The sequence below is a fragment of the Microcoleus sp. bin38.metabat.b11b12b14.051 genome (assembly GCF_013299165.1).
In the GTDB taxonomy this organism is placed as follows: domain Bacteria; phylum Cyanobacteriota; class Cyanobacteriia; order Cyanobacteriales; family Microcoleaceae; genus Microcoleus.
This window is the reverse complement of the sequence record NZ_JAAFKD010000006.1, coordinates 224,515-237,465: the sequence shown is the minus strand read 5'-3', so window position 1 is coordinate 237,465 and position 12,951 is coordinate 224,515. Positions and strand designations below refer to the sequence as shown.

Here is a 12,951-nt window from a genome sequence, read left to right as displayed (position 1 = left end):
TAACCCGGATTTAGTATGACAATTGCGGTGCGAGCCGGACGCTCGCGAATAGAGAATTGGTAATGGGATAAAATATAAAACATAAAATCACAAATTTATTAAGCATGACTAATAACCAACCCGAATGGCAGCGATTGCATAAAGCTCTTTCAGTAGAAGCCGATCGCGGATTTAATGACATCCAAGGCAGTCAATACCGCTTCAGCGAGTTTCTCGGCCTCAGCTTGAGACAGTTGGCAGGTGTCGTGGCTGGTTCTGCGCGCGATCGCGCCAGACAACTAGCTGCCGAATTTGACATCTATCCTCAGAAAGATATCGAAGAGCGCCAACATTCGATCGCCATTACAGTCAGTTTCCTCCGACAACTAGAGCAAGTTTGGGAAGAACAAACAATACAAGTCAGACCAGAAAATGCTGCCGATTCAAGCACTCCAGCCGTTTCTGTTCCCCGAACCGCACCTCTGAATACAGCACCTCCACCGCCTAGCTTGACTCTCGATCAACCGTTACCGCGTGTGACAGGTATCGGCCCGGCCAACGGGAACCGCTTGCTAAAACTCGGTTTAGACACCGTATACGACTTGCTTTATTACTATCCCCGCAATCACATCGACTATGCAAAGCAAGTACGAATTCGCGAGTTAGTAGCGGGAGAAACTGTCACTTTAATCGCCGAAGTAAAGCGCTGCAATTGCTTTTCTAGCCCGAAAAATAAGAAGTTAACGATATTAGAAGTAATTTTAAAAGACAGCACAGGAGAAATCAAAATTAGCCGCTTTTTTGCCGGGCCTCGCTACAGCAATCGCGGTTGGCAAGAATTCAAAAAGCGCGAGTATTGTACTGGTGCGGTGCTGGCTGCTTCGGGGTTGGTGAAGCAGGGTAAATATGGCATTACTTTAGAAAATCCCGAGTTAGAAGTATTAGATGACTCCGGCGGTGCGATCGAATCTATGAAAGTCGGGCGTCTGATACCGGTGTATCCGCTGACGGAAGGGGTAGATGCAGGTTCAGTCAGGCGATCGATCTTAGCTGCAATTGGCGCCGCGAAACTGTTACCGGAATCGCTACCAGACGACTTGCGCGAGCGTTACGGCTTAATGGGTTTAGCCGATGCGGTGGCAAATATTCACTTTCCAGTCGATCGGGATTGTCTATCCGCCGCCCGCCGCCGCTTAGTTTTTGACGAATTTTTCTACCTGCAATTAGGACTTTTAAAGCGGCGCCAAACCCAAAGAAAAGCTCAAGCTAGTGCAATCATCCTTCCGGGCGGCAAATTGATCGAAGATTTCTATGAAATTTTGCCTTTTGCGATGACAAATGCTCAACAAAGAGTAATTAACGATATTCTCAACGATTTGGCTTCGCCGCAACCGATGAACAGATTAGTCCAAGGCGATGTCGGCGCGGGCAAAACCGTAGTCGCCGTAGTCGCCATGCTAGCAGCAATTCAATCCGGCTATCAAGCCGCTTTAATGGCACCGACGGAAGTTTTAGCAGAACAACATTACCGCAAATTGGTAGGTTGGTTTAATTTGATGCACTTGTCTGTCGAACTGTTAACTGGTTCAACAAAAGTAGCAAAGCGCCGGGAAATTTACAGCCAGTTAGAAAGTGGAGAATTGCCAGTTTTAGTTGGAACTCACGCACTGATTCAAGATACGGTGAATTTCCATAAATTGGGTTTGGCAGTAATTGATGAACAGCACAGATTCGGCGTGCAGCAGCGTGCTAAATTGCAGCAAAAAGGCGAGTCTCCTCACGTTTTGACGATGACTGCAACTCCCATTCCCCGGACGCTGGCACTGACGCTGCACGGCGATTTAGACGTGAGTCAAATTGATGAACTTCCCCCCGGTAGGCAGGCGATTCAAACGACGGTTCTGTCGGCAAAAGAACGCCTCCAGGCTTACGATTTGATTCGGCGGGAAGTGGCGAATGGGCATCAGGTTTATGTGGTGCTGCCGCTGGTGGAGGAGTCGGAAAAGTTGGATGTGCGATCGGCAATTGAGGAAAAAGAGAAACTCGAAAAAAGTATATTTCCTGAATTTAAGGTGGGTTTGCTCCACGGTAGGATGAGCAGTGCTGACAAAGATCAGGCAATTACTAAGTTTCGCGACAAAGAAACTGATATTTTAGTCTCTACGACTGTGGTGGAAGTCGGAGTAGACGTGCCGAATGCAACGGTAATGATGATTGAAAATTCGGAGCGTTTTGGACTGTCGCAATTGCACCAGTTGCGGGGGCGAGTCGGTCGGGGCAAAAGCCGTTCTTATTGTTTGTTAATGCCTGGTTCCAAAACTGCGGAAGCTATGCAGAGAATGAAGGTTTTAGAACAATCTCAGGATGGCTTTTTTATTGCGGAAATGGATATGAGATTGCGCGGCCCCGGTCAGGTTTTGGGAATGCGGCAGTCGGGTTTACCGGATTTTGCTTTGGCGAGTTTGGTGGAGGATCAGGAAGTTTTGGAGTTGGCGAGGGCGGCGGCTCAAATGGTGATTGAGAGTGATGAAAGTTTGAATCAGTGGCCGGTGGTGCGGGATGAACTGGATCGCAGATATCGCCGGATGATGAGCGGCTCGATTTTGACTTAGAGAATTCCGAAAAATAGGTTTGTAGTGAGGACTTTAGTCCGCAAAATTTGATGCGGACTAAAGTCCTCACTACAAACCCGATCGACAAAAGTATAAAATATCGGCGGATGATAAGCGGCTCGATTTTGACTTAGAAAATTCTGGACGCAGCAATTGGGTTTCGATCGCAAAGCTTACTCACTCGCGAGCGAAGAAACAGGTTTCTGCAACGGAAACTCAAAGTTTTAAGCAAATACGACAAAATAGGTTTGTAGTGAGGACTTTAGTCCGCAAAATTTGATGCGGACTAAAGTCCTCACTACAAACCCGATCGACAAAAGTATAAAATATCGGCGGATGATAAGCGGCTCGATTTTGACTTAGAAAATTCTGGACGCAGCAATTGGGTTTCGATCGCAAAGCTTACTCACTCGCGAGCGAAGAAACAGGTTTCTGCAACGGAAACTCAAAGTTTTAAGCAAATACGACAAAATAGGTTTGTAGTGAGGACTTTAGTCCGCAAAATTTGATGCGGACTAAAGTCCTCACTACAAACCCGATCGACAAAAGTATAAAATATCGGCGGATGATAAGCGGCTCGATTTTGACTTAGAAAATTCTGGACGCAGCAATTGGGTTTCGATCGCAAAGCTTACTCACTCGCGAGCGAAGAAACAGGTTTCTGCAACGGAAACTCAAAGTTTTAAGCAAATACGACAAAATAGGTTTGTAGTGAGGACTTTAGTCCGCAAAATTTGATGCGGACTAAAGTCCTCACTACAAACCCGATCGACAAAAGTATAAAATATCGGCGGATGATAAGCGGCTCGATTTTGACTTAGAAAATTCTGGACGCAGCAATTGGGTTTCGATCGCAAAGCTTACTCACTCGCGAGCGAAGAAACAGGTTTCTGCAACGGAAATTCAAAGTTTTAAGCAAATACAACAAAATAGGTTTGTAGTGAGGACTTTAGTCCGCAAAATTTGATGCGGACTAAAGTCCTCACTACAAACCCGATCGACAAAAGTATAAAATGTCGGTTTATGATGACACAAATTCCGCTATTTTATGTTATGTTAAATTGACTAACATTAGACATGAGTGTCAGAAATCAGGTTTCTTGTGACAGACTCAACTAAAATCCTCTATTTTTAGTCAAGAAACCCGCCGTATAAGCTTTTGCTGAGAATGGTGCGAAATATCAGGTTGAGCAAAGGGTTGCGCAGACTAATTTGTTGGATGTGAGTGCCTCAGCCCAACCTACTTTCTGAGAGAATTTTGCCCTAGTTATAGGGTATTTTTATGAGTTGTCAGGCTTGGGCCACTTATTGACCCAAGAATCCTTCCCAGGAATGACCCAGAAGTGTCAAAATTAAGATAGTCCTGCGAAAAACAGGGAAAATGAAATCCAGCCCGTACAGGCTGGTAAGGCAGAATTAATTCCTCGCTTGTCACGCTTGCAGGTGGTCGCCGACGGTTCGTCGCATTTAATCTCAACAGTAATTATGAAAGATCTCACTCGTTATCGAAATATTGGCATCTTCGCCCACGTAGATGCTGGCAAGACCACTACAACTGAAAGAATCCTGAAACTGACAGGCAAAATCCACAAAATCGGTGAAGTTCACGAAGGGGCCGCGACGACTGACTTCATGGAACAAGAGCAAGAGCGCGGTATTACGATTCAATCCGCTGCTACTACCTGTTTCTGGAACGAGCATCAGCTCAACATCATTGATACTCCCGGACACGTCGATTTTACGATCGAGGTTTACCGTTCTCTGAAGGTGCTCGACGGCGGCATCGGTGTGTTCTGCGGTTCCGGTGGAGTTGAACCGCAATCGGAAACTAACTGGCGCTACGCTAACGATTCTAAAGTTGCTCGTATTGTCTACATCAATAAGCTCGATCGCACGGGAGCAGATTTTTACCGAGTTGTTGGCCAAGTCGATAAAATCCTTGCAGCTAAACCAATGGTAATGGTTTTGCCGATCGGCATTGAAGAAAAGTTTTGCGGCGCAGTCGATTTGCTGACCCGCAAAGCCTGGATCTGGGATGAATCGGGCGATCCGATGAACTACGAAATTACCGATGTTCCTGCCGATATGGTGGATGATGTCGAGAAATACCGCGAACAGTTGATCGAACTGGCCGTCGAGCAGGACGATAACCTGATGGAACAGTACCTCGAAGGCAACGAGCCGAGTATTGAAGACCTCAAACGGTGCATCCGCAAAGGTACTCGCGACTTGGCATTTTTCCCGACTTACTGCGGTTCGTCGTTTAAGAATAAGTGCGTGCAGTTGGTACTCAATGCAGTCGTTGACTACCTCCCGAATCCGATGGAAGTTATCCCACAGCCCGAGGTGGATCTCGACGGTGAAGAAACAGGCAATTTTGCGATCGTCGATCCAGAAAAACCTCTGCGCGCTCTAGCGTTTAAGATTATGGACGATCGCTTCGGCGCATTAACCTTTACCCGCTTGTACTCCGGTAAAATATCTAAAGGCGACACCGTACTCAACACCGCCACAGGCAAAACCGAGCGCATCAGCCGCTTGGTAGAAATGCACGCCAACTCTCGCGAAGAAATTGACTCAGCTCAAGCAGGCGATATTATTGCGATCGTCGGGATGAAGAACGTCCGCACCGGACACACCATCTGCGACCCCAAAAATCCGGCAACCCTAGAGCCAATGGTGTTCCCAGAGCCAGTCATCTCCATTTCGGTGAGACCGAAAATCAAAGGAGGCGAAGAAAAGATGGGAGCAGCCCTGACAAAGATGGTACAAGAAGACCCATCTTTCCACATGGTGACAGACGAAGAAAGCGGCGAAACCATCCTCAAGGGCATGGGCGAACTGCACCTCGACATCAAAGTGGACATTCTGCGACGCACCCACGGCGTGGAAGTAGAAGTTGGCGAACCGCAGGTAGCCTACCGCGAGTCAATCACCAAGCGCCTCGAAGACAACTACGTCCACAAGAAGCAATCTGGTGGTTCAGGTCAATTTGCTAAAATCGGCTATATCGTCGAGCCTGGTGAAGTCGGAAGCGGCTTCGTGTTCGAGTCCAAAGTAACTGGCGGTAGCGTACCGAGAGAGTATTGGCCAGCCGTGCAAAAAGGCTTCCAAAGCTGCATCGATGTGGGCGTCTTGGCTGGATTCCCCTGCTTAGACTTGAAATTCACCCTAGTTGATGGAGGTTTCCACCCCGTTGACTCTTCAGCAATGGCCTTTGAAATTGCTGCAAAAGCCGCCTACCGCCAATCGGTTCCCAAAGCTGGGCCTCAGTTGCTGGAACCGATCATGAATGTCGATGTCTTCACCCCAGACGATCACATGGGCGATGTCATCGGCGACCTCAACCGTCGCCGGGGCATGATGAAAGCTCAGGAAACCGGACAAACAGGCGCGCGGATTAAGGCAGATGTGCCTTTGAGCGAAATGTTTGGCTACATTGGCGATTTGCGTACCATGACTTCTGGGCGTGGCCAGTTTTCCATGTCTTTCTCGCACTATTCTCCTTGTCCGAGCAACATTGCTGAGGAAGTAATCAAGGACGCGAAAGAGCGTCAAGCTGCTAAGTAGTGTGTTGACTGTAAGTGCGATCGAATAGTGCGATGGCTTCGCCCCGGCTTGCGCCTACGCACTGCCTGAAAAGGTAGCCAGAAACCGGGTTTTTTCCATGATCTAATCGCTGCGGCGAAGAATTTCGTGAAAAACCCGGTTTCTTTGACTTTGGTGCGTCCACGACTGTTAATTTTATCTGCGTTGATTTGCGTTAATTTGCGGTTTCGGGCGATCGCAGATTTATAAAATAAGTCAAATATCATGTTTGCTAAGATACAATCAATAATTTAAAACCGAAGCAGGTAGCCATGACAGCCACCCTAATCCAGAATCAAAGTAGCGGAATTCTGCTCAATAACATTAGCTGGAAAACTTACGAATTCCTGCTGAATGAGTTAGCACAACAGAGAGGAATTCGCCTGACTTACGATCGAGGTAAATTAGAAATAATGACTCGATCAGCACCCCACGAAAAGTACAAAATTCTGCTCAATAACATTAGCTGGAAAACCTACGAATCCTTGCTGAATGAGTTAGCCCAACAGCCGGGAATTCGCCTGACTTACGATCGCGGAAACTTAGAAATTATGACTCCATCAGCACCCCACGAAAAGTCTGGAGAACTATTAGGGAATTTTGTGGAAGTTCTAACTGATGAATTAAATGTTGACATTTGCAGCCTGGGTTCACTAACCTGCAAGCGCCAAGATTTGGCACGCGGGTTAGAACCTGATAAATGTTACTATATTCAGAATGAAGATGCTGTCTGGAATAAAGAACAAATCGATCTCAATGAAGATCCACCGCCAGATTTAGCTATTGAAATTGACATTACCAGCAGTTCGCTCGACCGTCTCGAACTTTACGCAAGTTTGGGCGTACCAGAAGTTTGGCGCTACGATGGCAATCGTTTAATCATCTATCATTTAGAAGGCAATGAATACGCAGAGTGCGAGGTTTCTCCAACCTTTCCTTTTCTGCTGAAGTCTGAAATGCTGCGGTTTTTGGAATTGAGAAGGACTACCAAGGAAAAGGCTTTGCTGCGGTTGTTTCGGGAGTGGGTGAGGAGTCAAATTCAGTTTCAGCCATGACAGTTTCAGCCTTGTAGGGTGCGTCAGTTATAATACTTACTGGACAAGGGAAACGCTTATGGACTGACGCACCCTACTATCGTCTTTTAAATGCCGAACAGCTTATGACTCAAATAAATTCCGATCGCACTGCTGGTACAATTGCGATCGACGTTTGCGCTCAATCAAACGGGCAGTATCTTTGTCAGATTTCGTCATCTCTGAGCGATCGCCCTGATGATACCATGAATTTTTACGGACAAACAAAAGAACACGCAATCGCGATCGCCCTAGAACATTTAGCCGACGAGTATCGCGAGAAAGCCGAAGAATCTCAGAATATAGATTCGCTTGCCGTGGAAATTTCAGATTCTGGAGAACCAATTAATAAATATTATCATGTGATTGTACACTACGAAGAAATTTCGGAAGCCGAATCTAAGTTTGAGGCAGTACACAATACAATGATGGGAAATACGATAGTTGAGAATGCCAGAATTGCAGCCATTGAGATTGCTCCAGATATCGAAATCGAGCCGTTAGAGCGATCGAGGGAATAACTTGATTTAAAGTTAAGATTATTTGAGGTTTTAACTAATTTGCCCCTTTACCCAATTCCGAAATGCTTTAATTAATTCCAAATAATCCATTGTTTCCGCCTGTTCCAGAAAATGGACAATTTCTAAAATAGCCACAGTTGGAAATGCTAAACTGCGATCGCACTCTACATACCCTCGATCTTCCAATCTGTTAATTCTGAGCCGCGAACCATTATAAATCCAAACTTCCGGCACTCCCAGATGGGCATAAATTTGCAACGTACTGTCGGATCTGCTGGTAATATCAATTTCCACCACTAAATCCGGCGGCGGATCTTGACTCATATCAAGTCTTTTTTTGCCTTTAATTGCACTAACATTCTGGATGTAAAAACATTTGTCTGGTTCTACACCAAGAAGTTCAGGACGTTTGAATGTAGTAGAACCAAGAGGCTCAATTCTCACATCTAATTCTTCGGCTAAGGTTTCAACAAATCGACCCAATACTTCTTTGAAATGTTCATGTTCAGGAGAAGGTGTCATAATTTCCAAATTTCCACGATTATATATTAGCCGGAGTCGCCTATGACTGAGTTCGGCAAGCAAAGTTTCGTAGGTTTGCCAACTGATATTCGATAGTTCGACTATTTGTTCGGGGGGACTGAGAGTTTTAGAAGTCATGGTACTACTTGGGTGAAGAGTTCGTAGGCGCGAGCCGGGGCGTAGCGATCGCACTTTTTAACTAAATCATATCATCGAAAACATAGGTTTGTAGTCAGGACTTTAGTCCTCTCTAGTTGGATGCGGACTGAAGTCCTCACTACGAACCTCATCGAAAACATAGGTTTGTAGTCAGGACTTTAGTCCTCTCTAGTTGGATGCGGACTGAAGTCCTCACTACGAAGCTGATTACAATTTATTTGCTTGGAAAATCAGCGCGAAACTTCTGGACAACTCGATTTAACTCGACGGAATGAGATGCTTTAAATAAAATACGATCGCCCGCCGTGACAAAATCCATCAAATGGCTAGTTAAATCTGCGTGAGAATCCTCACCCGCAATATCTTCCACCTGCACAAAAGGTACGCCCGCCGCACCCGCAGCCATCGCCGCCGCTTCCTCAAAATCAGCAAACACAAACAAAGCATCGAGGTTTAAATCCCGCGCCGCCTTTCCTACTTGTCGGTGAAATTCGATCGCCCTTTCGCCCAATTCCTTCATCGTCCCCAACACTGCAATCCGGCGTTTTCCCGGAGTATCGGCTAACAGTCTCAGGGCCGCCAACATCGACTCTAAACCCGCATTGTAAGTCTCATCTAGAATCACAACATCTTGCGGTAAATCGTAGCGGCGCGCCCGTCCATCCGGTAACTGCACGGACACACCTTGTCGTAAAACAGCCCAATCAATATCTAAAACTTTTGCTACCGCCAAAGCTGCTAAATAATTTACAGCATTGTGCCGTCCAGCCAGCGGCAATGGCAATTCCACACCTTCTACCAACATTGTATCATTATTAAGTAATTCCCCGCACAAATCCCCGCCTTCTAAACCGTAACTCAAAGTTTTTCCGTGCCAAACTTGCGGCGCAGTTGCGATTAATCTGTCAGAATCGTGATTGAGAATAGCAATGCTATCAGCAGGCATTTCGGCTAATAGCTCGCACTTAGCTTGAGCGATCGCATCTTCTGATCCCAATCGCCCGATATGTGCCGTTCCTACGTTAGTAATTACCGCCACAGTAGGACGCGCAATTTGTGACAACAGGGCAATTTCACCGAGTCCGCGCATTCCCATTTCAATCACAGCATAATTGTGGGTTGGCGAAAGTTCTAACAGAGTTTTTGGCACCCCAATTTCATTGTTGTAGTTGAATTGAGTTTTCAGAACATTTCCGCTGGTTGACAAAACCGCCGCAATTAATTCTTTAGCAGTAGTTTTACCGACAGAACCAGTAACAGCAATGATCGGTATACTGAATTGATCGCGCCACCAACGGGCGATCGCCTGGTAAGCTTTTAAAGTATCGTCAACGCGCAACAGCGGAAAATTGGGAACTTCTACTTGCCAATCGCGATCGACAATCGCCACCATCGCCCCCAAATCCCGGGCTTTTGCCACAAATTGATGTCCGTCAAAATTGTCTCCCCGCAGCGCCAGAAATACTTCCCCGCCCTCAAGAGTGCGCGTGTCAGTGGCAATACCTGTCCCCAAAGCTGTCAAAATGCCCTCAGAGACGGCAGGCAAAGGTAGAGTTAAAATTTCCACAAGTTGGGCGATACTGACGCGACACACCATATGACCGGCACTCACATTTCAAATAATTATTTTCACAGCTAATCCTACCGCGCCCGACCTCACATTTAACCGTTCGCGGGCTGCCGGCTAGGATGGACATTAAAAATCCGAATACTCGATCGTCCGCCCAGCCACAAATCCGATCGAACTTACCCACAATCTTTACCAATACTTTACAAAAAGTATCGTCATTTTAGCAGTTGCGAATTAGTAACAATTTATGTAATGCTAGTGTTGGTAATTAGTGTAATTAACCCAAAAATATCGATCGACTGTGTGTGCTGACCGCTTCCACCCCTAAGCCTCGTCCGGCGAGAAGCTCGGTTGACTCAATTGTGGTGCTTCATCTGCCAATTCATCAAACCAATGGCGCTTAAAGCTCCTGTTCAATCCCTCGGAGGGTTAATCCACAGTGAACGACTACAACAGACAGAGCCACGAAGAAGAACAGCTACTTTACAACCACTGGCTAGAGTTGGTACAAGTAGAGCAGCCGATCGAATTGATCGGTAGATTTCGCAGTTTGTTTATCCACAGCACCGAATATCCCGATCGGGCAGTCGCTGGCGCCCTCGAAAAAATAGCAGCTTCACCCTACGCCGAACAAGAATTCAAATACATCCTCAACCGCTGCTGCCACATCCTGATCAACCGCTGGCAAACCTACCCCAGCAAGCAAGCCGCCATTCCAGAATTAATCTCTCTGTTTGAAGAAGCCCCCAAAATAGCATTAGGATACAGTCGATCGCGACCTGCTCGCTCGATCGTGCAATTAGTAAATCAATTTACCCAAAGCGAACAGTATCTCACCCTCAAACGCTTAGCCCAAGTCATCACCCACAGCAACGAAGAGAGCAGCAACAGCAAAATTCCAGCCACCCTAGCCCTGGGAACCTTAATTCCCCGTTACCCTTACCTGTACAAACACTGCCTCTTGAGCGACGACAGCAACTACGAACAGCAAAAAATCATTCAAAAAATCCAAGCTCAAAAGCAGCAGCAATTTGAAATCGACCTCTCGCAATACGTCGCTCACCAAGTGAGAAAAGCCCAAGTCGCCCGCCGGGAAACCTCAATTTCCTTCGGCAGAAATATACAACCTATAAAAAACCCGACGCTGTTGAGCGATCCCGAACTGTTCTTTGCCCTCAAGCAATTTGTGGGCAAAGTAGAAGGAGCCGATACCTACAGACAGCTAGCGGGGCGCTTCACCAACGCCAGCACAAATCAATCTTACGGCTCCTTTAAAGACGACTTGTACGAATACCTGATTTCATCGGTCACGGACGATCGCTACGGCAAGTGTCAATTTAACGAAAAATTGTATAAGCAACTACAATCTACTTTACCAGATAGCGAGTCTCAGAAATTAAACGAATTTCTGACGATGAGAACTTGTAGCCAGTTACTAAACTTTTTAGTAGTAGAGAGTCCGGCGCGGCCCAACCACTTTGTCTTCATCGACCTAATCTCAAACCTTGGGCCGACCCAAACCACAGGTTTGCTGCTAAAAATCGTGCTAATTTGCAGCAAAGTCAAGCCCTATCTAGAAAAACGGCTGGCAATTTTGTTCGGTCACTACGAATTCTGTACCCGAGAAGGCGTGGTGTGGTTAGTCAAAGCCCTAGAAAACCTGAATCTAGCTTTGAGTACGAATTTTGGCAAAGTAGACGTGTCTTTCCTGCGGTAGCGGGTCGGTGCGACAACTTTCTAGGCTTCCAGCTTACCAAAACATCACAGCCAGAAATCGGCTGTCAGAATACCCTAAAAGTTTCACATTTAATTGTGGCGACCTAATTAACTGCTGAAAGCTACTCAAAAGACCTTGTTCTGTGTTAAAATCCCAATTGTATCAGATTCGGTTGCAGGCTTTGTTCATTGCTACAGAATTGTTTAAAAACTTGCCCTTCTGTATCGGCAGGGGACTCTCCGAAACTGAAATCTTTGCACTGTCTAATTTTTGGAGTTATTCCTCATGTCGATATACGTCGGTAACTTATCCTATCAAGTTACCCAAGAAGACATCACCACCGTCTTCGCCGAATACGGAACCGTTAAGCGAGTACATCTACCTACCGACAGAGAAACCAGTCGCCCCCGCGGTTTTGGTTTTGTAGAAATGTCAACAGATGCCGAAGAAGATGCAGCGATTGCTGCTCTCGACGGAGCAGAGTGGATGGGTCGCGATCTCAAAGTTAACAAAGCCAAGCCCCGCGAAGATGAAGGCGGCCGGGGTGGCGGCAACCGGGGCGGCGGCGGCCCAGGCAAATTTGGTCGCAGCGGCGGTGGCGGCGGCGGCGGCGGCGGACGTTATTAATTTCCTAGGATTAAAGATGGGAGATGGGAGAGCGGGAATTGGCCAGGAGAGCTCGCGTAGCTGATTGACCTAGCTCCGAAGCACTTCTGTCAGTTCCGAAAAACCTCTGCTATTCAAGTTTCCCGATCGACCGCATTCAATATATCAAAAAGCCAAGGGCTCGACCCTTGGCTTTTTGATATGAGAGTATTGGGTAGGAGTCACAAATCAACTGCGCGAACTCCTGGGACGGCATCTACTGTTCTAATCGTCAGGTTCAATGGTGCTGCTCAATCCGTGATTGTTCAGCGTTTCAGCATAAAACTCAGCGTGTTCGAGAGCGCAAACAATCACCAGTCCCAACCCATTCGTGTGGGCTTCCATCATCACATTCACAGCCTGCGGCTGAGTCAGACTCGGTACCGTCGCCATCAAAGTCTGCACCACGTACTCCATCGGATTGAAATCATCGTTGTGCAGCAGAACGCGGTAGCGCGGTGCCACTTTGCGGACTGTGGAACGCTTTTCAATAATTTCGACAGACACTAATCTATACCTCCTGACTTGTAGGATGTTAAAATTTGTCAATAATCTTGAGCCGGAT

9 protein-coding genes are annotated in these 12,951 nt (G+C 46.7%); 6 read left to right on the top strand and 3 right to left on the bottom strand.

The genetic code is table 11. The annotated features are described in order from the left end of the window. Positions 1 to 104 precede the first annotated feature (104 nt). The 4 genes from recG (at position 105) to QZW47_RS09470 (ending at position 7,773) form a co-directional block, all read left to right on the top strand. Entirely contained in the window at positions 105 to 2,591 is a 2,487-nt protein-coding gene (gene recG, locus QZW47_RS09485) for an ATP-dependent DNA helicase RecG (protein WP_293126424.1), read from the top strand. A 1,485-nt stretch (positions 2,592 to 4,076) separates the two neighbouring features. Next, complete coding sequence (gene fusA, locus QZW47_RS09480; protein ID WP_293126422.1) at positions 4,077 to 6,161, top strand: elongation factor G; 2,085 nt, start codon at positions 4,077 to 4,079, stop codon at positions 6,159 to 6,161. 290 nt (positions 6,162 to 6,451) lie between these two features. Then, positions 6,452 to 7,234, top strand: coding sequence for a Uma2 family endonuclease (locus QZW47_RS09475; protein ID WP_366930833.1), 783 nt, complete (start codon positions 6,452 to 6,454; stop codon positions 7,232 to 7,234). A 104-nt stretch (positions 7,235 to 7,338) separates the two neighbouring features. Further along, complete coding sequence (locus QZW47_RS09470) at positions 7,339 to 7,773, top strand: hypothetical protein (protein WP_293126420.1); 435 nt, start codon at positions 7,339 to 7,341, stop codon at positions 7,771 to 7,773. 30 nt (positions 7,774 to 7,803) lie between these two features. Here QZW47_RS09470 and QZW47_RS09465 read toward each other — a convergent pair whose 3' ends face one another. Continuing rightward, positions 7,804 to 8,433, bottom strand: a complete 630-nt coding sequence (locus tag QZW47_RS09465; RefSeq protein WP_293126418.1) for a Uma2 family endonuclease — start codon at positions 8,431 to 8,433, stop codon at positions 7,804 to 7,806. A 235-nt stretch (positions 8,434 to 8,668) separates the two neighbouring features. Next, the gene (gene murF / locus QZW47_RS09460) at positions 8,669 to 10,051 is read right to left on the bottom strand and encodes a UDP-N-acetylmuramoyl-tripeptide--D-alanyl-D-alanine ligase (RefSeq protein WP_293126416.1); all 1,383 of its coding nucleotides are present in this window, start codon (positions 10,049 to 10,051) and stop codon (positions 8,669 to 8,671) included. 412 nt (positions 10,052 to 10,463) lie between these two features. Here murF and QZW47_RS09455 point away from each other — a divergent pair, with 412 nt between their 5' ends. After that, positions 10,464 to 11,741, top strand: a complete 1,278-nt coding sequence (locus QZW47_RS09455; protein WP_293126414.1) for a hypothetical protein — start codon at positions 10,464 to 10,466, stop codon at positions 11,739 to 11,741. Between the two features lie 285 nt (positions 11,742 to 12,026). Beyond that, positions 12,027 to 12,368 carry an RNA-binding protein gene (locus QZW47_RS09450; RefSeq protein WP_293126413.1) on the top strand — a complete coding sequence of 114 codons (342 nt, stop codon included), beginning with the start codon at positions 12,027 to 12,029 and terminating at the stop codon, positions 12,366 to 12,368. A 243-nt stretch (positions 12,369 to 12,611) separates the two neighbouring features. Here QZW47_RS09450 and clpS read toward each other — a convergent pair whose 3' ends face one another. Then, on the bottom strand, positions 12,612 to 12,893 hold the full coding sequence (clpS, locus tag QZW47_RS09445) for an ATP-dependent Clp protease adapter ClpS (RefSeq protein ID WP_293126412.1): 282 nt from the start codon (positions 12,891 to 12,893) through the stop codon (positions 12,612 to 12,614). Between the last annotated feature and the right edge of the window lie 58 nt (positions 12,894 to 12,951).

Excerpts from the sequence above, each read along its gene's own strand:
- recG (WP_293126424.1), top strand. The coding sequence starts at position 105 with ATGACTAATAACCAACCCGAATGGCAGCGATTGCATAAAGCTCTTTCA.
- fusA (WP_293126422.1), top strand. The coding sequence starts at position 4,077 with ATGAAAGATCTCACTCGTTATCGAAATATTGGCATCTTCGCCCACGTA.
- QZW47_RS09475 (WP_366930833.1), top strand. The coding sequence starts at position 6,452 with ATGACAGCCACCCTAATCCAGAATCAAAGTAGCGGAATTCTGCTCAAT.
- QZW47_RS09470 (WP_293126420.1), top strand. The coding sequence starts at position 7,339 with ATGACTCAAATAAATTCCGATCGCACTGCTGGTACAATTGCGATCGAC.
- QZW47_RS09465 (WP_293126418.1), bottom strand. The coding sequence starts at position 8,433 with ATGACTTCTAAAACTCTCAGTCCCCCCGAACAAATAGTCGAACTATCG.
- murF (WP_293126416.1), bottom strand. The coding sequence starts at position 10,051 with ATGGTGTGTCGCGTCAGTATCGCCCAACTTGTGGAAATTTTAACTCTA.
- QZW47_RS09450 (WP_293126413.1), top strand. The coding sequence starts at position 12,027 with ATGTCGATATACGTCGGTAACTTATCCTATCAAGTTACCCAAGAAGAC.